This is a genomic window from Streptomyces sp. NPDC025273 (assembly GCF_040638585.1).
GTDB classification, from domain to species: domain Bacteria; phylum Actinomycetota; class Actinomycetes; order Streptomycetales; family Streptomycetaceae; genus Streptomyces; species Streptomyces cinereorectus.
On the sequence record NZ_JBEZYP010000015.1, the window covers coordinates 18,493 to 38,812 of the forward strand.

Below are 20,320 nucleotides of genomic sequence, written 5' to 3' on the forward strand. Positions count from 1 at the left end.
AGTCGCTGGCCCGTAGGGTGTCAACCCTGTGGATAACTGAGTGGTGATCGACGGTGATCGGGGCGGGATGGATGCGGACCACGGTGGGCGCGCCGGAAGCGAGAAGAAGGGCGCCTGGCCGGAGGTGAAGAGCCACCCCGACACAGGTCCGGACGGTGGACCGGACGCCGCAGCCCCGTCGCCGGACGGCGGGGACAGCCGGGCGGATGCGGACGCCGTACCTCACGGGATACCGGACGCGGCTCCGGACGGCGGGATACCGGCCGGCGCCGGCCCGACGGACTGCCTGGACCCAGGCGCCGGTACCGGGCCCGCCGTGCGCCGCACCGGGGCAGGGATAGCCGCGCTCTCGCTTCCCTACCAGATCGTCGCGGCGCTGGCGCTGTCCGTCATCGGTCTCCTGGTCTGCGGGCATCTGGCCATGGTGTTTCTGCACGTCGCACCGTCCAACACGCTGACGAAGCAGCACGGCGAGGCGGTCGACGACTGGATCTACCCGGAGTTCGAGCAGAACTGGAAGCTGTTCGCCCCCAATCCGCTCCAGCAGAACATCTACGTGCACGTACGGGCCGAAGTGGCCGGTGCTGACGGCCGCACCACCACGCGCTGGATGAGCCTGACGCACGAGGACGGCGAGGCGATACGCGGTAACCCTCTGCCCAGTCATGTCCACCAGAACGAGCTGCGCCGCGCCTGGGACTTCTACACCGGGTCGCACACCAACGAGAACCGCCCCAACGGGCTGCGCGGCGAGCTGTCCGAGCGCTACATCCGCAGGATCGTGATGCTGCGCCTGTCCGAGCGCGACTACGGCGGCACCGTGGAGCGCATCCAGGTGCGGTCCGCCGTGCGAGCCGTCGGCGCCCCGCCCTGGAGCGACGAGAAGATCAGCACAGAGCCGAGCTACCGGGTCCTCCCGTGGTGGACCGTCACATCTGCCGATCTCCCCGCGAAGGCCGGGGAAGACCAGGCATCACACGGCGAGGAGGCGGAGAAGTGAGCGCTCCCGTCCAGGTCCGCGGCAACACCCGGAGTACCGGCCCCTCGTCGGCGGCCCGCGCGGTTCAGCGCATCACGGCCGTACCCCTCGGCATGTACCAGAGCGCTGTCGTCAGGATCGGTGTCTCGGCCACGTATCTGTTGTTCCTGCTGCGCGAGCTGCCGCACCGGCGTGAGCTGTACGGCCCCGACGGCCCCTGGCATTGGGACATGGCGCGCCGGCTGATCAGCAACAACGACTCCTTCACCGTGCTCATGTGGTCGCAGAGCGCCGTCTGGTTCGAGATCGTGTACGCGCTCACGCTCGTGTCGGCCGCGCTGCTGATGGTCGGCTGGCGGACCCGGGTCACGTCCGTCCTGTTCATGGCCGGGGTGCTCTCGCTTCAGAACCGCAGCATCTTCATGGGTGACGGCGGTGACAACGTCATCCACCTGATGGCGATCTACCTGGTGCTGACGCGCTGCGCGCGGGTGTGGTCCTTGGACGCCCGCCGTGCCGCACGGAACGCGGCACGTGTCGCAGAGGGCGGCCGGCCGGCACGGGACGTCACGGGACCTCTTCTGTGGGCCGCGCTCGGCCTGGTGCTGCTCCCGGCCACGGTGATGGGCGGGCTCGGCGGTACCTGGTGGCTGCCGTCCCTCCTGTGGGTGATGTGGGTGGGCAATGCCGCATGGTGGGCCCTGAGCCGTCAGGCCGCGGACCGTGAACTGCGCACCCTGCTCGACGTCCTGGCCAACCTCGCCCATAACGCCGCGCTCGTCGTGATCATGGCAGAGGTCTGCCTGATCTACGCGACCGCCGGCTGGTACAAGATCCAGGGCTCCCGCTGGCAGGACGGCACCGCGCTCTACTACCCGCTCAAGCTGGACTACTTCACCCCGTGGCCCGGCCTCTCCGGGCTCCTCGCGTCCAGTGCGCTCGCGGTCATGGTGCTGACGTACGCCACGGTCATCGTGCAGGTCGCGTTCCCGTTCACGCTGTTCAACCGCCGGGTCAAGAACGTCCTGCTGGTCGTCATGATCGGCGAGCACGCCGGGATCGCCGTCCTGCTCGGGCTGCCGTTCTTCTCGATGGCGATGATCGCCGCCGACGCCGTGTTCCTGCCGACGGTCTTCCTGGTGTGGATGGGCGGCAAGGTGGCGCTCGGTCGGCAGCGGCTGTTCTCCCGCTCTGCGGGCAAGGCCGTGGTACCCGGGCCGCGCCGGGCGGACGCGGGCGGGCAGGAGGCGGCGCAGTCCGGTGCCGGCGGTGGCCATACGCTCGTCGGGTGACCAGCGAGACCGGCAGTACACAAGAGCCCGGGGCGACCGAAGAGCCCGGCACGGCGGCGGTGCCCGATCCGTCAACGGATCCGATGCAGTACGACGACGGGTACGGCACCGAGATCGGTGTCGGGCCGCATCCGCTGCCCTGGCCCGAGGGAGAGCGGTACGACCCCGAGCTGCTCGCCCAGGGTGACCGGCGGAACGTGGGCGACGCCTACCGGTACTGGACGCGGGAGGCGATCGTCGCCGATCTCGATCTGCGGCGGCACGACTTCCACGTCGCGGTGGAGAACTGGGGCCATGACTTCAACATCGGGTCGGTCGTACGCACGGCCAACGCCTTCCTCGCCAAGGAGATCCACATCGTGGGGCGGCGCCGCTGGAACCGTCGGGGGGCGATGGTCACCGACCGCTACCAGCATGTGCGGCACCATCCCGGCACGGCGGACCTGACCGCGTGGGCGGAGGCAGAAGGGCTGCCGATCATCGGTATCGACAATCTTCCCGGGGCCGTGCCGCTGGAGCGCACGGAGCTGCCGCGGCGGTGTGTGCTGCTCTTCGGGCAGGAGGGTCCCGGCCTGACGGAGGAAGCACGCGCGCACGCCTCGATCGTCTGCTCGATCGCGCAGTTCGGCTCCACCCGGTCGATCAACGCCGGTGCTGCGGCCGCCATCGCGATGCATGCCTGGGTGCAGCGGTACGCGGACATTCCAGCCCCACAGGGCCGATGACCGGTGGAGCGGCGACCGCTCCACCGGTCATCGGCGGCCTCCTAGGCCTGGCGGCGGACCTCCACCACCCGGAAGCGGTTGGACACGAAGGCCCCGTCACACAGTGCCGCGTTGGCCGCCGGGTTTCCGCCGGAGCCGTGGAAGTCGGAGAACGCAGCGGTCTGATTCACGAACACCCCGCCCGTGAGGTTCAGCGAGAGCTGGGCCGATTCGTCGAAGCAGACGGTTTCCACCGCCTGCTCCACCTCCGACGACGTGGTGTAGGCGCCGACGGTCATCGCCCCCTTCTCCCGGACCGTGCGACGCAGTAGGTCCAGAGCGGCACCGGTCGATTCGACGGCGACCGCGAACGAGACCGGGCCGAAGCACTCCGAGAAGTAGGCCGCCCCGTCGTCGGGCTCGGTACCGTCGAGCTTCACGATGACCGGTGTACGCACCACCGCGTCGGGGAAGTCGGGGTTGGCCACCGCGCGCGAGGCGAGGGCGACGTCGCCCAGATCCGCGGCCTTGTCCAGACGGGCCTTCACGTCCGGGTTCACCAGGGCGCCGAGCAGTCCGTTGGCCCGGGCGTCGTCGCCCAGAAGACCGTTGACGGCCTCCGCGATGTCCGTCACCACGTCCTCGTAGGACTTGGCGCCCGCGTCGGTCGTGATGCCGTCCCGGGGGATGAGGAGGTTCTGCGGGGTGGTGCACATCTGGCCGCTGTAGAGGGAGAGCGAGAAGGCCAGGTTGGAGAGCATGCCGCGGTAGTTGTCCGTGGAGTCGATGACGACGGTGTTGACGCCGGCCTTCTCCGTGTAGACCTGGGCCTGCCGGGCGTTGGCCTCCAGCCAGTCGCCGAAGGCGGTGGAGCCCGTGTAGTCGATGATCTTGATCTCGGGCCGTACCGCCAGGGCCTTGGCGATGCCCTCACCGGGCCGCTCCGCCGCGAGCGCGACCAGATTCGGGTCGAAGCCCGCCTCGGACAGGACGTCGCGTGCCAGCTGGACCGTCAGGGCGAGCGGCAGCACCGCCCGGGGATGCGGTTTGACCAGGACCGGGTTCCCGGTCGCCAGCGAGGCGAAGAGACCCGGGTAGCCGTTCCACGTGGGGAAGGTGTTGCAGCCGATCAGCAGCGAGACACCCCGGCCGGCCGCCGTGTACGACTTGTGCAGCCGCAGCGGGTCGCGCTTTCCCTGCGGCTTCGACCAGTCGGCGGACCGGGGCGTCCGCATCTGCTCCTCGTACGCGTACGCCACAGCCTCCAGGCCGCGGTCCTGGGCGTGCGGACCGCCTGCCTGGAACGCCATCACGAACGCCTGCCCGCTGGTGTGCATGACGGCGTGGGCCAGCTCATGGGTTCGGGCACTGATCCGGGCGAGGATCTCCAGGCAGACCAGCGCCCTGGTCTCGGGTCCCGCCGCGCGCCAGGCACCCATGCCCGCGCTCATCGCCGGGAGCAGGACGTCCAGGTCGGCGTGGGGGTACTCGACGCCGAGCTCGGGCCCGTACGGCGACACCTCCCCGCCGGTCCAGCCGTCGGTGCCGGGCTGGCCGAGATCGAGCCGGGTGTTCAGCACGGCGTCGAACGCGGCCTTGCCGTCGGCCGCGCCCAGGCTGCCGGGGAGGCCGCCCTCGCCGTAGGCCTTGGGGTGCTCGGGGTGCGGGGACCAGTAGGCGCGTGTGCGGATCGCGTCAAGGGCCTGGTCGAGCGTGTGGCGGTGTGTCTCGGACAGCTTCTCGGGGGAAAGCTCGGCGGCCATGACGGACCAACTCCTCGTCGAGCCGGGCAGGGATGTGCGGACGGAGTTAGAGTAACCGAACGATCGGTCGGGACAAGGGGCCCCAGGAAACCTGTGGACAACTCATGGGGGAGGATCGCGTTCATGACCACGGCCAAGCGGGACACGTACACCCCGGAGACCCTCCTCACCGTCGCTGTCCGAGTCTTCAACGAGCGCGGCTACGACGGCACGTCCATGGAGCACCTCTCCAGGGCGGCGGGCATCTCCAAGTCGTCCATCTACCACCATGTGGCCGGTAAGGAAGAGCTGCTGAGGCGAGCGGTGAGCCGGGCGCTCGACGGACTGTTCGGCATTCTCGAGGAGCCGGGCGCGACGCGGGGACGGGCGGTCGCACGGGTCGAATACGTCACGCGCCGGACGGTCGAGGTGCTGATGGACGAGCTGCCGTACGTCACGCTGCTGCTGCGCGTGCGCGGCAACACGAAGACCGAGCGCTGGGCCCTGGAGCGGCGGCGCGAGTTCGACCAGCGGGTGTCCGAGCTGCTCAAGGCCGCGGTGGCGGACGGAGACCTCCGCGCCGACGTGGACATACGCATGGCCACCCGGCTGCTCTTCGGGATGGTCAACTCCCTGGTCGAGTGGTATCGCCCGCAGCCCGGCGGATCCTCGGAGCGGGAACAGCTGGCCGACACGGTCGTCCAGCTGGCCTTCGAGGGCATGCGGGCCAGCCGCTGAGCCGTCCCCCTGTGTGCCGGCCGCGGCCCGCCGGGCCATCCGTGCGGGCCGGGGTCCAGAGGTCTAGGTGAGCTCGGCGGGCCGGTCCGGGCGGGTGCCGAGGTCGGTCTCCTCGAACACCAGCAGGGTGCGGGTCGAGAGAACCTCGGGTATGGCCTGGATCCTGGTCAGGACCAGCTCACGCAGGGCTCGGTTGTCCGGGGTGTGGACCAGGAACAGAACGTCGAAGTCGCCGCTGACCAGAGCGATGTGGGTGGCGCCCGGCAGTGCCTGGAGCTCTTCGCGCACGGTGCGCCAGGAGTTCTGGACGATCTTCAGCGTGATGTAGGCGGAGGCTCCCTGCCCCGCCCGCTCGTGATTCACCCGTGCGCTGAAGCCGCGGATCACGCCGTCCTCGACCAGCCGGTTGATCCGGGCGTACGCGTTCGCCCGTGACACGTGGACGCGTTCGGCGACGGCCCGTATCGAGGCCCGGCCGTCCGTCTGCAGGATGCGGAGGATCGCCCGGTCGATGGAGTCCAGCGGTCGCGCGGGCGGAACCTGGCCGGGGTCCCCGCCCCTGTCGGCCATTTGTTCAGCTGTCATCTGCCCGTGCCTCCCTGTTGTGGACGACCTGTACCTATCCCAGGCTGTGGAGAACCGTTTGTCCACAGGCTGGCCGCGCCTGTAGCCAAATTGCGCCGACGACCGAACAATCGGTAGGTGAGGCACACCACGCCGGTGCCCGCCCACGCCCCGACATTCCTGCAGATTTCGACACCCCTCGATATATCTCGATGCCAGGAGGTGCTTGTCATGACGGTCCAAGAGCTGCCCGGCGCAGCCGCCTACCGGCCCACGCCGCCCCCGGCCTGGAAGCCGCTCACCGACCCCGCGCCGCTGCTCCCGGACCCCGAGCCGTACCGCGTGCTCGGTACGGACGGCGCGGCCGGCGCGGACCCCGGGCTCCTGCTGCGGCTCTACGCCGAGCTGGTGCGCGGCCGGCGGTACAACGCCCAGGCCACCGCCCTGACCAAGCAGGGCCGCCTGGCGGTGTATCCGTCGAGCACCGGGCAGGAGGCCTGCGAGATCGCGGCGGCACTCGTGCTGGAGGAGCGTGACTGGCTCTTCCCCAGCTACCGCGACACCCTCGCCGCCGTGGCGCGAGGCCTGGACCCGGTCGAGGCGCTGACCTTGCTCCGGGGGGACCGGCACACGGGGTACGACCCGCGTGAGCACCGCATCGCCCCGCTCTGCACCCCGCTGGCCACCCAGTTGCCCCATGCTGTCGGTCTGGCGCACGCGGCGCGGCTGAAGGGCGACGACGTGGTGGCGCTCGCCATGGTCGGCGACGGTGGCACGAGCGAGGGCGACTTCCACGAGGCACTGAATTTCGCGGCCGTCTGGCGGGCCCCCGTGGTCTTCCTCGTGCAGAACAACGGCTTCGCGATCTCCGTACCGCTCGCCAAGCAGACCGCTGCGCCGTCGCTCGCCCACAAGGCCGTGGGGTACGGAATGCCGGGCCGGCTGGTCGACGGCAACGACGCGGCCGCGGTGCACGAGGTGCTCGGTGAGGCGGTGGCACGGGCCAGGCGTGGCGAGGGGCCGACGCTGGTCGAAGCGGTGACATACCGCATGGACGCCCATACGAACGCGGACGACGCCACCCGCTACCGGGTCGACAGCGAGGTGGAGGCGTGGCGAGCACACGATCCCATCCTGCTGCTGGAACGGGAGCTGACGGGGCGCGGGCTGCTGGACGAGGACGGCATCAGGACGGTGCGGGAGGCGGCGGAGCGGATGGCGGCGGGTCTGCGTGAGCAGATGAACGCCGATCCGGTTCTCGACCCGATGGACCTGTTCGCCCATGTCTACGAGGAACAGACCGGGCAGCTGCGCGAGCAGGCCGCCCGGCTGCGGGTCGAGCTGGACGCCGAGCACGACGAGAACGGCGCGGAGGCAGGGCGATGACCACCGTTGCGGCGGCGGCCGGCGAACAGACCGGCAGGGCCAAGCCGGCCACCATGGCGCAGGCCCTCGGGCGGGCGCTCCGGGACTCGATGGCCGAGGACCCGACCGTGCACGTCCTCGGCGAGGACGTCGGAACGCTCGGCGGGGTCTTCCGCGTCACCGACGGCCTGGCGAAGGAGTTCGGCGACGACCGGTGCACGGACACGCCGCTGGCCGAGGCCGGAATCCTTGGCGCGGCGGTCGGCATGGCGATGTACGGGCTGCGGCCCGTCGTGGAGATGCAGTTCGACGCGTTCGCCTATCCGGCGTTCGAGCAGCTGATCAGCCATGTGGCCAAGATGCGCAACCGCACCCGGGGCGCCATGCCTCTGCCGATCACGGTGCGGGTGCCGTACGGCGGCGGGATCGGCGGGGTCGAGCACCACAGCGACTCCTCGGAGGCCTACTACATGGCGACGCCCGGCCTGCACGTCGTCATGCCGGCCACCGTCGACGACGCGTACGGGCTGCTGAGGGCGTCGATCGCCTCCGACGATCCGGTGGTCTTCCTGGAGCCCAAGCGGCTCTACTGGTCGAAGGCGGCCTGGTCCCCGGACGCGCCCGCGGCGGTCGAGCCGATCGGGCGGGCCGTCGTCCGCCGCTCCGGGCGCAGTGCGACCCTGATCACCTACGGACCTTCCCTGCCGGTGTGCCTGGAGGCTGCGGAAGCGGCCACGGCCGAGGGCTGGGATCTCGAGGTCGTCGACCTGCGCTCGCTGGTTCCGTTCGACGACGAGACCGTTGCCGCGTCCGTACGGCGCACGGGGCGTGCCGTGGTCGTCCACGAGTCCTCCGGCTTCGGCGGTCCGGGCGGCGAGATCGCGGCCCGGGTCACCGAGCGGTGCTTCCACCACCTGGAGGCGCCGGTGCTGCGTGTGGCCGGCTTCGACATCCCGTATCCGCCGCCGATGCAGGAGCGGCATCACCTGCCGGGCGTCGACCGCGTGCTCGACGCGGTGGCCCGTCTTCAGTGGGAGGCCGAGAGCTGATGGCGCAGGTGCTCGAATTCAAGCTGCCGGACCTCGGCGAGGGGCTGACCGAGGCAGAGATCGTGCGCTGGCTGGTGGAGGTCGGCGATGTCGTCGCCATCGACCAGCCGGTCGTCGAGGTCGAGACGGCCAAGGCGATGGTGGAGGTGCCGTGCCCCTACGGGGGCGTGGTGACGGCGAGGTTCGGCGAGGAGGGTGCGGAGCTTCCGGTGGGTGCTCCGCTGCTGACGGTGGCGGTCGGGACGGAGCCGGGGACGGGGCAGCCGGCCTCCGGTGCGCCTTCCGGTGCCGGTGCTGCGGAGGAAGCCGAGTCGTCCGGCAACGTGCTGGTCGGTTACGGCACGGGCGCACCCGCCGCACGCCGCCGCAGGATCAGGCCCGCACCGGTCGCGGCGGCTCCGGTGGCGGTTCCGGCTCCGGTTCCGGCTGTTTCCCCGGTTTCGGCGCCGGTTGACGGTGCTCATCAGACGCGGGGGCCCGTGGCGGTCGTCTCCCCCCTGGTACGGAAGCTGGCGCGGCAGCACGGTCTCGATCTCCACCAGGTCGTGGGATCGGGCCGGGACGGGCTGATCCTGCGCACCGATGTCGAATCGGCGATCAGGGCCGCGGACGAGAAGGTCTCGGCTGTCGCAGCACCTGTGGCCCGGCCGGTCTCGGCTTCCGCGGGTGAACGGATCCCCCTGCGCGGGGTCCGGGGAGCGGTCGCCGACAAGCTGGCGCGCAGCCGGCGGGAGATTCCCGAGGCCACGTGCTGGGTCGACGCCGATGCCACCGAACTGATGGCGGCGAGGGCCGCGATGAACGGGGCCGGTTCTGCGGCGGCGCCCAAGGTGTCGGTGCTCGCTCTGCTGGCCCGCATCTGCACGGCGGCTCTGGCCCGGTTCCCCGATCTCAACTCCACTGTGGACACCGAGGCCCGGGAGATCGTGCGGCTTCCGGAGGTCCATCTCGGCTTCGCCGCCCAGACGGAGCGGGGTCTGATGGTCCCGGTCGTACGGGACGCGCACTCCCGGAATGTGGAGTCGATCGGTGCGGAGATCGCCCGGCTGACCGAGGCTGCCCGGGCGGGGAAACTCACCCCGGCACAGCTGACCGGCGGGACCTTCACGCTGAACAACTACGGGGTGTTCGGCGTCGACGGCTCGACACCGATCATCAACCACCCGGAGGCGGCGATGCTCGGGGTCGGGCGGATCGTCCCCAAGCCCTGGGTGCACCAGGGGGAGCTGGCGGTGCGCCAGGTCGTCCAGCTCTCGCTCACCTTCGATCACAGGGTCTGCGACGGTGGCACGTCGGCAGGCTTCCTCCGGTACGTGGCCGACTGCGTGGAACAGCCCGCGGTGCTTCTGCGCACGCTGTAACCGCCTCCTGCCGCGCAGATGCGACGCATGAGGGGCGACGCACGGGGGCGGCGGGCAGATCCGACGCGTGGGTGCGACGCGTGGACGCGAAGCGCGGATGTGGTGCCTGGGCGCAGCGTGGGCGTGCGGGCACAGGGACGGCCGGCCGGATCCGTCGGCCGGCCGTCCATCCATGGTGGGGGCCTCCGCGGCAGGGTCCTTCGCCGCGGGACTGCCGGTGAGTACCGCCCCGGGGGAATCAGCGGAGGCGGGTGGCACGCATACTCGGGGCATGACCGCGTATGACGCCATCGTTCTTGCCGGAGGGGCCGCGAAGCGGCTCGGGGGAGCCGACAAGCCAGGACTCAGGGTGGGTGGGCGCGCACTTCTCGACCGGGTGCTCGCCGTCTGTGCCGACGCCGGGACCACCGTGGTGGTGGGCGGGCGCCGTCCCACCGTGCGCCCGGTGATCTGGACCCGCGAAGCACCCGAGCGGGGCGGCCCGTTGGCCGCACTGGGGGCCGGGGTGCGGCACACGACCGCGGAGAGCGTTCTCGTGCTCTCCGCGGATCTGCCGTTCCTGGGGGAGCAAACGGTCCGTTCGTTGCTGGCTGCCGCGGGAACGGGAGCCCACGAAGGTGCGTTGTGCAGAGATCCGGACGGGCGGGACCAGCCGCTGGTCGCCGTCTACCGCGGCGAGCCGCTCCGGCGGGAGCTCGCACTCCTCGCCACCGAACACGGCAGTCTCGCCGGTCTCCCGCTGCGGCTGCTGACCGCCGAACTGGAACTGGCCCGGGTGGAGGCGGACCCCCTCGCCTCGTTCGACTGCGACACCTGGGAAGACGTTGCTGCCGCCAGGGCGCGGATCAGGGAGCATGGGACCGTGCTGGATGAATGGATCACCGCAGTCAAGAACGAACTGGGCATCGAGCTCGACGTCGACACCGGCGTCCTCCTCGATCTCGCCCGTGATGCCGCGCACGGCGTCGCAAGGCCTGCCGCGCCGCTGACCACCTTCCTGGTCGGGTACGCGGCGGCGACGGCGAGCAGTGGGAAGAGCCCGGAAGCCGCCGCCGAAGCGGTCGCGGAGGCAGCCCGCAAGGCCACCGCGCTCGCTCTCCGGTGGGAGGAAGAGACGGAGACCGGTAGCGGAACCGGCTCACCATGACGACTCCCGGAGGTGAGGCCGCCGGGCCCCTGTCCGCGGGCGGACCTGCCCGCGGACCGGACGCCTCGGCCGCGAGCCCAGGCCTGTCCGGCCGGCCCCCGTCGCTGACGGCCGCTGAGATCGGGGCGGCCCAGGAGCTCCGGACTGCCGAGGAAGAGCGGGCGGCCGAGGAGGAACGGGCCGTCGAGCAGGCCCTTGCTCTCGTGGGCCGCCAGGCACCGGCCGGGCACCTCCCACCGGCCGGGCACCTCCCACCGGCCGGGCACCTCCCGGGCCGGGACGACGGAACCGGCAGACCGGCCCGGACCTCGTCGCCGACGCCGGGCCGGACGCCCACCCCCACGCCCAGCCCCACACCCAACCCCACCGGCGCTCCCCCGAGTGCCCCGGGCACCCCGAACCCTCCGGGCCGGCCGCCGGCGGCATCGCCGACGCCGATGGCTCACCGTGCCCACGCCACGCCTTGGCGCGAGGCGCGCGCCCTGGCCGAGCGTCTCGGCCGTGCCGCCCCCCGCGCCGCCCACCGGCTCCCCCTGGACCGGGCGCTCGGACACGTCCTGGCCGAGGCCGTGGTGGCGCTCACCGACCTGCCGTCCTTCGACACCTCCGCCATGGACGGATGGGTCGTCGCCGGGCCCGGTCCCTGGAACGTACGGGACGGCGAAGAACTCCTCGCCGGACGTGGTGCGGCGCGACCGCTCCTCGATGGCGAGGCGGTACGCATCGCCACCGGTGCCCGGATCCCGGCGGATGCCACCGCCGTCGTCCGGAGCGAGCACGCACGCACCGACGTGGCCGAGGGGCTGCTGCACGCCGCCCACGAAGTGGTCCCAGGACAGGACATCCGGCCCCGCGCGCAGGAGTGCCGTTCCGGTGACCGGCTCCTGCCCGTCGGGACACTGGTGACCCCGCCCGTTCTCGGACTGGCCGCGGCCGCGGGCTACGACGCCCTCGTCGCCGTACCCCGTCCCCGGGTGGACGTCCTCGTGCTCGGCGACGAGCTCCTCACCGGCGGGCTTCCGCACGACGGGCTCATCCGGGACGCCCTGGGTCCCATGCTGGGCCCCTGGCTCCGGTCGCTGGGTGCCGACGTCTCCGACCCCCGACGCCTCGGCGACGACGCCGGAGCGCTCCGGAAGGCCCTCACCACCTCCGACGCCGATCTGATCCTCACCACGGGCGGGACCGCCGCAGGCCCCGTCGACCACGTGCACCCCGTCCTGGCCGGTACCGGGGCCGAACTGCTCGTCGACGGGGTGGCCGTGCGCCCCGGCCACCCCATGCTCCTGGCCCGGCTCACCGACGGCGGCCCCTACCTGGTGGGGCTGCCCGGCAACCCCCTGGCCGCCGTGTCCGGACTGCTCACACTGGCGGAGCCCCTGCTCCGCGGGATCGCCGGACGACCCGCTCAGGATCCGTACCGTGTGCCCGTGCGTGAAGCGGTGCACGGACATCCGCGCGACACCCGGCTCGTCCCCGTGGTTCACCGCGGGGACAGCGTCATGGCCCTGCACTACAACGGCCCCGCCATGCTGCGGGGCATCGCCGCCGCTGACGGACTGGCCGTTGTGCCGCCGGGCGGGGTACGGTCCGGCACCGAGGTGGAGATCCTCGATCTACCGTGGGCCTCGGCGACGCCGTGGACGGAAGGGTGTTTCACGTGAAACTTCCCGGCCACGACGCGATGGCCAGGCGCGCGGACGAGTACGTCGTCCCCACTCGGGTGCTCCTGCCCCGACGGGTGATCGACAGACCGCTGCGCCAGGTGGCCAAGCGTCTCGCGATGGCTCTGACCGTGCTGGCGACCACGGTCTTCATCGTCTGGGCGGATCGCAGCGGCTACCACGACAACGCCGACGGGAAGGTCGACTTCCTCGACGCCGTCTACTACGCGACGGTGACGCTGTCGACGACCGGATACGGCGACATCGTCCCGTACAGCGACCCGGCCCGGCTGGTCAACGTGTTGCTCGTGACGCCGTTGCGCGTGCTCTTCCTGATCATCCTGGTCGGCACCACCCTCGAGGTCCTGACGGAGCGGACCCGGGAGGACTTCCGGCTGAACCGTTGGAGAACGAACTTGCGTGAACACACCGTTGTCGTCGGCTTCGGCACGAAGGGCCGCTCGGCGATCCAGACACTCTGTGCCACCGGTCTGAAGAAGGAACAGATCGTCATCGTCGACCCCGCGGGCAAGGTGATCGAAGCCGCCAACGGCGAAGGGTTCGTCGGTGTGCTGGGCGATGCCACGCGCAGCGATGTGCTGCTGAGGGCCGAGGTCCAGAAGGCGCGTCAGATCATCATCGCGACCCAGCGCGACGACACCGCCGTACTGGTGGCGCTGACCGCGCGTCAGCTCAACCGGGGCGCGAAGATCGTCGCCGCTGTGCGCGAGGAGGAGAACGCACCGCTGCTCCGGCAGTCCGGTGCCGACGCCGTGATCACCAGCGCGAGCGCGGCGGGCCGTCTGCTGGGCCTTTCCGTCCTCAGCCCGAGCGCGGGCACGGTGATGGAGGACCTCATCCAGCAGGGCAGCGGACTCGACCTCGTCGAACGGCCGGTGATAAAGGCCGAGGTGGGCAAGAGCGTCCGGGAGACCGACGACCTGGTGGTCAGCGTGCTGCGCGGTCACCGGCTGATGGGATACGACGATCCGGCGGCCAGCCCCCTGCAGTTGACGGACCGGGTGATCACGATCGTGCGGGCCTCGCCGATCCATGCTCCGCAGGCGAACCATCTGCCGCAGTCCGGCCAGCGGCCCGGGAAGGACGGCAACTCGCAGGCCTGACGGCCGTCGGGGCCCGCACGGAGTAGCCTCGCCGCCATGCATGCGATCACGATCCCCGAACCCGGTGGCCCCGAGGCGCTCGTATGGGCCGAGGTCCCCGATCCCGTACCCGGCGAGGGCGAGGTCCTCGTCGAGGTCGTGTCCAGCGCGGTCAACCGTGCCGACGTCCTGCAGCGGCAGGGCTTCTACAACCCACCGCCCGGCGCCTCGCCCTACCCCGGCCTGGAGTGCGCGGGGCGCGTCGCGGCCCTCGGCCCGGGGGCGGCCGGGTGGTCGGTGGGCGACGAGGTGTGCGGGCTGCTGGCGGGTGGCGGGTACGCGGAGAAGGTGGCCGTTCCGGCCGGCCAGCTGCTGCCCGTGCCCGACGGTGTGGACCTGGCGGTTGCCGCCGCGCTGCCCGAGGTGACAGCGACGGTCTGGTCCAACGTCTTCATGGTGGCCCATCTGCGCCCCGGCGAGACCCTGCTGGTGCACGGTGGGTCCAGCGGCATCGGCACGATGGCGATCCAGCTCGCGAAGGCCGTCGGTGCGCGCGTCGCGGTGACCGCCGGCGGGCCCGAGAAGCTGGCACGCTGCCAGGAGCTCGGTGCCGACATCCTCATCGACTACCGCGAGCAGGACTTCGTCGAGGAGCTGCGCAAGGCGACGGACGGTGCGGGGGCGGACGTCATCCTCGACATCGTCGGGGCGAAGTACCTGGACCGCAACGTACGGGCCCTGGCGGTGAACGGCCGCCTCGCGATCATCGGCCTCCAGGGTGGTGTCAAGGGCGAGTTGAACCTGGGCGCCCTGTTGAGCAAGCGCGCGGCCGTCACGGCCACGTCCCTGCGCGGACGTCCGCTCGCGGAGAAGTCCGCGATCATCGCCGCGGTACGCGAACACGTCTGGCCGCTGATCGGCGAGGGTGTCGTCCGGCCGGTCGTGGACCGTACGGTGCCGATGCCGGACGCGGCGGAGGCCCACCGGGTGCTGGAGTCCAGCGCCCACATCGGCAAGGTGCTCCTGCTCGCTCCGACGGCCTGACTGGGAAGCCCGGCCACGGACGGCCTCTCCTGAGCGGCCCCGGCGGCCAGGCGCCGGAGCGGCCCGCCGTACGTGGACCGGCCGTACGCGCAGAGGCCCGGCACACCAGGTGTGCCGGGCCGCCGTACGCGTGCTGCCGTCGCAGACCGAGGGTGTTACAGATACGGACCGGAGCGTGCCGGACCGTGCGGGTCCGTGCCGCCTTCCTCGCCCTCGTGGCCCGCACCCGCGGGCAGGGCGCGGCGCATCTGCTCCAGCTGCGCGCGGGCGGCCATCTGCTGGGCGAACAGCGCCGTCTGGATGCCGTGGAACAGGCCCTCCAGCCAGCCGACCAGCTGGGCCTGCGCGATCCTCAGCTCGGCCTCGGACGGCACGGACTCCTCGGTGAACGGCAGCGAGAGCCGTTCCAGCTCCTCGACCAGTTCCGGCGCCAGGCCGTCCTCGAGCTCCTTCACCGAGCTCGCGTGGATCTCCTTGAGCCGGACCCGGCTCGCCTCATCGAGAGGAGCCGCCCTGACCTCTTCCAGAAGCTGCTTGATCATGCTGCCGATGCGCATGACCTTCGCGGGCTGTTCGACCATCTCCGTCACCGGGACCTCGCGCGACGTGTCGTCACTGCCACCGCCGCCGATAGCCATTCCGTCCTGCCCCACCACGAGGACCTGGGGGTGCTCCTGCGACCGGTCATTCCTCGGCATCTCCATACCGACATTGTCTCGTACACCTGCCGCGCACCGCGGTAGTGCCCCCGGGAAGGGATGATCCACCCTCTCCTGGGCGCCGGAACGCGTGCCGGCGGCAGGCCCTCACCCCGTGCGGCGGGTCAGCGTCAGCCGTGACCCGGCGCATGCGGGCGGCGAGCAGCCCGGCCGGGCCCGGTAGGCCCGGGGCCGGCAGTCCGATGGTCTCCCACGGCGCAACGATCGGCGTGTACGCGGAGTCCATCGGCTCCGCGCCCCATGGGCTCCCTCGCCTCGCGCAGGTCGGTCAGGCGCGGCGGCACCGCGGGCACGATGCCTGTCACCGTGCCGAGCGGCACACCCGCGAGCGCGACCACCAGGCACTGGAAGCCGGCGAGCGTACGTCGTACGTCCGCGCCGGGCGCGGTGAGGACGGTCGGCCTCGGCGAGACCGGTCGTGAGGGCGGCGGCGCCCAGGGTCACCACGCCCGCGAGCAGGGCGAGGACCGGCCGCACCACGTCCTCGTCCCGGGAGCCCGGCCCGTATCCGGCGGAAGGCGGGCTGCGTCCCCGGTCTGCGCGAACGCGGCCGACACCGCCTGCTGCCCGGCGCCTGCCGGGGTGTGCGCGACGGTGTGGAAACCGCCCTGGTCCTGGGTGTGCGGTCCGAGCCGGTCCGCACACCGGACGCACGTGTCTTCGCCGTCAGCTCATGCGGCGCATGCGGAGCGCCAGGAACCCCAGCCCCAGACCGACCAGAGCGATTCCGCTGCCGAGGGACACCTGCTGGACCTGCCGCACGGCGGGCTCGTCCAGGGCCTGGCGCTGACGGGCGGTCCGACCGGGTTCGGGGAACGCGTCGGGCGGAGGGGTGAACGCGGGCACCCTGCCGGGGTCCGCCCCGGGCGGTACCTCGTCGGCCGAGGCCTCGGAGGCGGCGAGCTCAGCCGGTGACAGTGACCGTCCGGGCCGTGCCCGGCCCTCCCCGGCCTGCCTCCCGGCCATGGCGGACTCGGACTCCTCCGCCGAGGGCGACGGGGATCCCGCGGGCCCGTGCGACGGACCGGGTGCGGAGCGGGCCGCGTCCGGCCGGCCGGACGCGTACGCCCCGGCTGTCGGCCCGAGTGCCATTCCGGCCGCCATCACCAGACAGGCCACGCATCGCGACGACCGTGAGACCAGAAGTCCTGGGGGCATGAGATCAGCGTCACACGCCCCGATATGTCCGGCATCCTGGATGCGCCCGACCGCCGGAGTCAGCCCACGACAGGGCCGGTCACGAACGAGGTCGGCCGCGAACAGAGCCGGTCAGGGACGGAACCACCCGCGAACGACGTCAGGCCGGGTCGCCGGTGGAGACCTTCAGCTCGAAGTGGGTGCCGCGCTCCGCGACAGCCGTGCCGGCGGACGGGAACTGACCGATGACCTGTCCTTCGGCGTAGGTGTTGCCCGGCTCCTCGATCTCCTTGACGGTCCAGCCCGCGGCGAGGGCACACTCCTTCGCCGAGAGGATGTCCTTGTAGACGAAGCTCGGCGCCAGCACCTTCTGCGGGTCGTCCGTGTCCTCCATCGCGTCCGTGCAGTCCTCGGTGTCCATCGTCCGGTTCCGCTCCGGCGGCTTGTGCTCGCCCGCCGCGACCGATTCGCCGGTGCTGGGATCGTCGCCCTTGCCGGGGTCCGTCCCGTCGTCCATGGACAGGAAGCCGATCAGGCCGCCGATCGCCAGCAGGGCCACCACGATCGAACCCACGATGACCGGGAGGTTGCGCTTGGAGCGGCCGTTGCCGCCCGTGACCGCCGTGGACCGGGGGGACATCGTGTAGGGCGCCGGCTGGTGCGCGAGGGGCGCCTGGGTGCCGTACGGCTGGGCCGTCTGCGGGTAGCCGTAACCCGGCGTGGGCGTGGGGGCCGGCGACGCGTAGGGGCCCGGCTGGTGCTGCTGGTGGGTTCCCGGATACGGCTGGTACGGCGTGTGCACGCCGTGGGGTGCCGGAGCGGTCTGGTCGACGGGCGGGAAGACCGCCGAGCCGACGCCCGACCCACTGTTCGCCGCCGCGCTCCCGCCGATGATCACCGGAGCGCCCGCGTGGCCGCCCGCGTTCAGCACGCGGGCGATCTCGTCCTGCATCGCCGCGGCACTGGGAAAGCGCTCGTTCGGGTTCTTCTTGAGCGCGCGTGCGACGAGTGCGTCCATCGCGGGAGTGATCGAACGGTTGATGCTGGACGGCGCGACCGGCTCCTCCTGCACATGCGCGTACGCGATGGCGAGCGGCGAGTCCGCGTCGAACGGAAGGCGTCCGGTGAGCAGTTGGAAGAGCATGATGCCGACCGAGTAGAGGTCGGACCGCGCGTCCACGCCGCGGCCCAGCGCCTGCTCGGGGGAGAGGTACTGGGGGGTGCCGACGACCATGCCCGTCTGGGTCATCGACGTGACCCCCGACTGCATGGCGCGGGCGATGCCGAAGTCCATGACCTTCACGACGCCGCGCTTGGTCACCATCACGTTGCCGGGCTTGATGTCGCGGTGGACCAGGCCCATCTCGTGACTGGTCTCCAGGGCGGCGAGCACGTCGGCCGTCACCTTGAGCGCCTTGTCGGCCGGCATCGCGCCGTGGTTCCGGATGTCGGACTGGAGCACCGAGCCGAGCGGCTGCCCCTCGACGTACTCCATGACGATGTACGGCATCAGCGCGCCGCCGAGCTCGTCCTCACCGGTGTCGAACACCGAGACGATGTTCGTGTGCTGCAGCTTGGCGACGGCCTGCGCCTCTCGCCGGAACCGCTCGCGGAAGGACTGCTCGCGTCCCAGCTCGGTGTGCAGCGTCTTGATGGCCACCAGGCGGTCGAGCGCGGAGTCGTACGCGAGATAGACGGATGCCATCCCGCCCTCGCCGAGCAGGTCGCGCAGCTGGTAGCGGCCACCGGCCACGGAACCGCCCGCGTAGCGCCCCTGTGCGCCGTGTGCGCCGTCCTGGCTCATGACTTGCTCCCCCTCGGCGCCCACGGACGCGATGATCCCTCGTACGGGCCAAGTCTGCCCGAGGGGTCCGACACGTCAAGCCAGGTGCCCGTTCCGTGACCCTACGCACAAGAAGCGTCTCGGAAGCGTTACAGGAACCGCATGTAATTTGCGTGTCCGGCACGCCAGCCGATTGGATGACCCGTCCCGCTCGGAACAGGTGGGTCCGTCAGAGGCTGTAGCGTGACGTGGCAATGCAGCAAGGCACCGTGAGAACCCGCGGACGCGCGGACAGAAACGACGGCGAGGACTGATGGCACCCGAACCCGAAGCAAACGGCGGCGGATTCTCGGATGGCACCGATTCCGGGATCGTCGGCGGTGTGGTCGGGGACGGCCGTTACCGCATGACCCACCGGCTGGGCCGCGGCGGTATGGCCGAGGTCTTCGCCGCGGAGGACGTCCGTCTGGGGCGCACGGTCGCGGTGAAGCTCCTGCGTTCCGATCTCGCCGAGGATCCGGTCTCCAAGGCCCGCTTCACGCGCGAGGCGCAGTCGGTCGCGGGACTCAACCACCATGCGATCGTCGCCGTGTACGACTCCGGCGAGGACGTCGTGGGCGGCGCGACCGTGCCGTACATCGTGATGGAGCTGGTCGAGGGCCGGACCATCCGCGAGCTGCTGGTCAGTGCCGAGGCACCGCCGCCCGAGCAGGCGCTGATCATCGTCTCGGGTGTGCTGGAAGCGCTCGCGTACTCGCACCAGCACGGCATCGTGCACCGTGACATCAAGCCGGCGAACGTGATCATCACGCATTCCGGTGCGGTCAAGGTGATGGACTTCGGCATCGCCCGTGCGCTGCACGGCGCGCAGTCGACGATGACCCAGACCGGCATGGTCATGGGCACGCCCCAGTACCTCTCCCCCGAACAGGCGCTCGGCAAGGCGGTCGACCACCGTTCCGACCTGTACGCCACCGGCTGCCTGCTCTACGAACTGCTGGCCCTGCGGCCCCCGTTCACCGGCGAGACCCCGCTGTCCGTGGTGTACCAGCACGTCCAGGACATCCCGGTCCCGCCCTCCGAGGTCGCCGGGAGCGTACCGCCGGAGCTGGACGGCATGGTCATGCGCTCGCTCGCGAAGGACCCGGACGACCGGTTCCAGAGCGCCGAGGAGATGCGCGGCCTCGTCCAGTACAGCCTGCAGATGCTGCAGGTCCAGGGCGGGCACACCGGCACGTGGAACACGGGTCCGGTCGCGATGAGCGACAGCGGCCACACGGCCGTGATGAACATCGGCGGCGGTACGGCGGCCATGGGCCACCCGATGCACGGGGACACCTCGCAGGGCCCGATCCTGCCGCCGATGAACCCCGACGACGGCGCGTACGCCGGCGGCCACCGCGACGGGGGCGGCCGCGGAAAGATGTGGCTGTTCGTCGTGCTCGCCCTCGTCGCGATCGGCGCGGGCGTCGCGTTCGCCGTGAACGCGGCGGACGACGGCGGCAACAAGAAGACGCCGACGGCTCCCTCCTCCTCCGTCTCCCCGTCCCGGTCGGATTCCTCGCCGGAGCCGACGGACGACGAGACGGAGGAGACCGAGGCGCCGGAGAGCTCCACGGGCGGTCAGAACTGGCCCACCAAGGAGCCGACCTGGGTGCCCTCGGACACCCCGACCGAGCCGTCCGAGGAGCCCTCGGAGACCCCGTCGTCGCCGGATCCGGGCACGAGTGACGGCGGCAGCACGACGACGGACGGCGGGACCGGCGACGACGGCGGGACCGTTGACGGCGGAACCACCGGCGACGGCGGAACCACCGGCGACACGGGAACGACGACCGAGGGGACCACCGACGGAGGCACCACCGGTACCCCGGCAGGCGCTGCCGGGGGGAGCACCACCACCGGTACCACCCCGTAGCCGTCGCGGGC

General features: G+C 71.5%; 17 protein-coding genes and 2 pseudogenes. 13 read left to right on the forward strand and 6 right to left on the reverse strand.

Annotated elements, in window-relative coordinates; translation table 11 throughout:
- Nucleotides 1-67: 67 nt before the first annotated feature.
- From AB0F38_RS23245 to AB0F38_RS23255, 3 genes are all read left to right on the forward strand, one after another.
- Complete coding sequence (locus tag AB0F38_RS23245; protein WP_361896878.1) at nt 68-1,000, forward strand: DUF5819 family protein; 933 nt, start codon at nt 68-70, stop codon at nt 998-1,000.
- Entirely contained in the window at nt 997-2,271 is a 1,275-nt protein-coding gene (locus tag AB0F38_RS23250) for an HTTM domain-containing protein (protein WP_361896551.1), read from the forward strand. The genes AB0F38_RS23245 and AB0F38_RS23250 overlap by 4 nt, the downstream gene beginning before the upstream one ends.
- Before the next feature lie 83 nt (nt 2,272-2,354).
- Nucleotides 2,355-2,996, forward strand: coding sequence for a TrmH family RNA methyltransferase (locus AB0F38_RS23255; protein WP_361896881.1), 642 nt, complete (start codon nt 2,355-2,357; stop codon nt 2,994-2,996).
- Nucleotides 2,997-3,037: 41 nt separating this feature from the next.
- Here the strand turns inward: AB0F38_RS23255 and paaN are convergent, their stop codons facing one another.
- Entirely contained in the window at nt 3,038-4,738 is a 1,701-nt protein-coding gene (gene paaN / locus AB0F38_RS23260) for a phenylacetic acid degradation protein PaaN (RefSeq protein ID WP_361896553.1), read from the reverse strand.
- Between the two features lie 123 nt (nt 4,739-4,861).
- On the opposite strand from paaN, the gene AB0F38_RS23265 reads away from it, so the two are divergent.
- Entirely contained in the window at nt 4,862-5,455 is a 594-nt protein-coding gene (locus AB0F38_RS23265) for a TetR/AcrR family transcriptional regulator (protein ID WP_361896556.1), read from the forward strand.
- A 63-nt stretch (nt 5,456-5,518) separates the two neighbouring features.
- On the opposite strand, the gene AB0F38_RS23270 is transcribed toward AB0F38_RS23265, so the two are convergent.
- Nucleotides 5,519-6,040, reverse strand: coding sequence for an Lrp/AsnC family transcriptional regulator (locus AB0F38_RS23270; protein ID WP_361896559.1), 522 nt, complete (start codon nt 6,038-6,040; stop codon nt 5,519-5,521).
- Nucleotides 6,041-6,250: 210 nt separating this feature from the next.
- Between AB0F38_RS23270 and pdhA the strand changes: the two genes are divergently transcribed.
- The 3 genes and pseudogenes from pdhA to AB0F38_RS23285 form a co-directional block, all read left to right on the forward strand.
- Nucleotides 6,251-7,405, forward strand: coding sequence for a pyruvate dehydrogenase (acetyl-transferring) E1 component subunit alpha (gene pdhA, locus AB0F38_RS23275; protein ID WP_361896562.1), 1,155 nt, complete (start codon nt 6,251-6,253; stop codon nt 7,403-7,405).
- Nucleotides 7,402-8,433, forward strand: coding sequence for an alpha-ketoacid dehydrogenase subunit beta (locus tag AB0F38_RS23280; protein ID WP_361896565.1), 1,032 nt, complete (start codon nt 7,402-7,404; stop codon nt 8,431-8,433). The genes pdhA and AB0F38_RS23280 overlap by 4 nt, the downstream gene beginning before the upstream one ends.
- A pseudogene (locus tag AB0F38_RS23285) lies at nt 8,433-8,651 on the forward strand (biotin/lipoyl-containing protein); the annotation flags it as partial. The gene AB0F38_RS23280 and the pseudogene AB0F38_RS23285, both read left to right, overlap by 1 nt.
- Nucleotides 8,652-8,767: 116 nt before the next feature.
- Here the strand turns inward: AB0F38_RS23285 and AB0F38_RS23290 are convergent.
- A pseudogene (locus AB0F38_RS23290) lies at nt 8,768-8,851 on the reverse strand (hypothetical protein); the annotation flags it as partial.
- Here AB0F38_RS23290 and AB0F38_RS23295 point away from each other — a divergent pair.
- From AB0F38_RS23295 to AB0F38_RS23315, 5 genes are all read left to right on the forward strand, one after another.
- Nucleotides 8,835-9,794 (forward strand): dihydrolipoamide acetyltransferase family protein, encoded by a 960-nt coding sequence (locus AB0F38_RS23295; protein WP_361896884.1) that lies wholly within the window; start codon nt 8,835-8,837, stop codon nt 9,792-9,794. The pseudogene AB0F38_RS23290 and the gene AB0F38_RS23295 overlap by 17 nt on opposite strands.
- 271 nt (nt 9,795-10,065) lie before the next feature.
- Nucleotides 10,066-10,941 (forward strand): NTP transferase domain-containing protein, encoded by an 876-nt coding sequence (locus tag AB0F38_RS23300; RefSeq protein ID WP_361896568.1) that lies wholly within the window; start codon nt 10,066-10,068, stop codon nt 10,939-10,941.
- The gene (locus tag AB0F38_RS23305; protein ID WP_361896571.1) at nt 10,938-12,605 is read left to right on the forward strand and encodes a molybdopterin molybdotransferase MoeA; all 1,668 of its coding nucleotides are present in this window, start codon (nt 10,938-10,940) and stop codon (nt 12,603-12,605) included. The genes AB0F38_RS23300 and AB0F38_RS23305 overlap by 4 nt, the downstream gene beginning before the upstream one ends.
- A complete protein-coding gene (locus AB0F38_RS23310; RefSeq protein WP_361896573.1) occupies nt 12,563-13,729 on the forward strand; it encodes a potassium channel family protein in 1,167 nt (388 codons plus the stop codon). The genes AB0F38_RS23305 and AB0F38_RS23310 overlap by 43 nt, the downstream gene beginning before the upstream one ends.
- 36 nt (nt 13,730-13,765) lie before the next feature.
- The gene (locus tag AB0F38_RS23315) at nt 13,766-14,752 is read left to right on the forward strand and encodes an NAD(P)H-quinone oxidoreductase (RefSeq protein ID WP_361896576.1); all 987 of its coding nucleotides are present in this window, start codon (nt 13,766-13,768) and stop codon (nt 14,750-14,752) included.
- Between the two features lie 155 nt (nt 14,753-14,907).
- Here AB0F38_RS23315 and AB0F38_RS23320 read toward each other — a convergent pair whose 3' ends face one another.
- The 3 genes from AB0F38_RS23320 to AB0F38_RS23330 form a co-directional block, all read right to left on the reverse strand.
- Complete coding sequence (locus tag AB0F38_RS23320) at nt 14,908-15,456, reverse strand: bacterial proteasome activator family protein (RefSeq protein ID WP_361896579.1); 549 nt, start codon at nt 15,454-15,456, stop codon at nt 14,908-14,910.
- A 681-nt stretch (nt 15,457-16,137) separates the two neighbouring features.
- Nucleotides 16,138-16,629 (reverse strand): hypothetical protein, encoded by a 492-nt coding sequence (locus tag AB0F38_RS23325; protein WP_361896582.1) that lies wholly within the window; start codon nt 16,627-16,629, stop codon nt 16,138-16,140.
- 139 nt (nt 16,630-16,768) lie between these two features.
- A complete protein-coding gene (locus AB0F38_RS23330; protein WP_361896585.1) occupies nt 16,769-18,412 on the reverse strand; it encodes a protein kinase in 1,644 nt (547 codons plus the stop codon).
- A 292-nt stretch (nt 18,413-18,704) separates the two neighbouring features.
- Between AB0F38_RS23330 and AB0F38_RS23335 the strand changes: the two genes are divergently transcribed.
- Nucleotides 18,705-20,309, forward strand: coding sequence for a protein kinase (locus tag AB0F38_RS23335; RefSeq protein WP_361896587.1), 1,605 nt, complete (start codon nt 18,705-18,707; stop codon nt 20,307-20,309).
- The last annotated feature ends 11 nt before the right edge of the window (nt 20,310-20,320 follow it).

Excerpts from the sequence above, each read along its gene's own strand:
- AB0F38_RS23330 (WP_361896585.1), bottom strand. The coding sequence starts at position 18,412 with ATGAGCCAGGACGGCGCACACGGCGCACAGGGGCGCTACGCGGGCGGT.
- AB0F38_RS23245 (WP_361896878.1), top strand. The coding sequence starts at position 68 with ATGGATGCGGACCACGGTGGGCGCGCCGGAAGCGAGAAGAAGGGCGCC.
- AB0F38_RS23320 (WP_361896579.1), bottom strand. The coding sequence starts at position 15,456 with ATGGAGATGCCGAGGAATGACCGGTCGCAGGAGCACCCCCAGGTCCTC.
- AB0F38_RS23300 (WP_361896568.1), top strand. The coding sequence starts at position 10,066 with ATGACCGCGTATGACGCCATCGTTCTTGCCGGAGGGGCCGCGAAGCGG.
- AB0F38_RS23265 (WP_361896556.1), top strand. The coding sequence starts at position 4,862 with ATGACCACGGCCAAGCGGGACACGTACACCCCGGAGACCCTCCTCACC.
- AB0F38_RS23305 (WP_361896571.1), top strand. The coding sequence starts at position 10,938 with ATGACGACTCCCGGAGGTGAGGCCGCCGGGCCCCTGTCCGCGGGCGGA.
- AB0F38_RS23270 (WP_361896559.1), bottom strand. The coding sequence starts at position 6,040 with ATGACAGCTGAACAAATGGCCGACAGGGGCGGGGACCCCGGCCAGGTT.
- AB0F38_RS23325 (WP_361896582.1), bottom strand. The coding sequence starts at position 16,629 with ATGCCCCCAGGACTTCTGGTCTCACGGTCGTCGCGATGCGTGGCCTGT.
- AB0F38_RS23255 (WP_361896881.1), top strand. The coding sequence starts at position 2,355 with ATGCAGTACGACGACGGGTACGGCACCGAGATCGGTGTCGGGCCGCAT.
- pdhA (WP_361896562.1), top strand. The coding sequence starts at position 6,251 with ATGACGGTCCAAGAGCTGCCCGGCGCAGCCGCCTACCGGCCCACGCCG.
- paaN (WP_361896553.1), bottom strand. The coding sequence starts at position 4,738 with ATGGCCGCCGAGCTTTCCCCCGAGAAGCTGTCCGAGACACACCGCCAC.
- AB0F38_RS23335 (WP_361896587.1), top strand. The coding sequence starts at position 18,705 with ATGGCACCCGAACCCGAAGCAAACGGCGGCGGATTCTCGGATGGCACC.
- AB0F38_RS23315 (WP_361896576.1), top strand. The coding sequence starts at position 13,766 with ATGCATGCGATCACGATCCCCGAACCCGGTGGCCCCGAGGCGCTCGTA.
- AB0F38_RS23280 (WP_361896565.1), top strand. The coding sequence starts at position 7,402 with ATGACCACCGTTGCGGCGGCGGCCGGCGAACAGACCGGCAGGGCCAAG.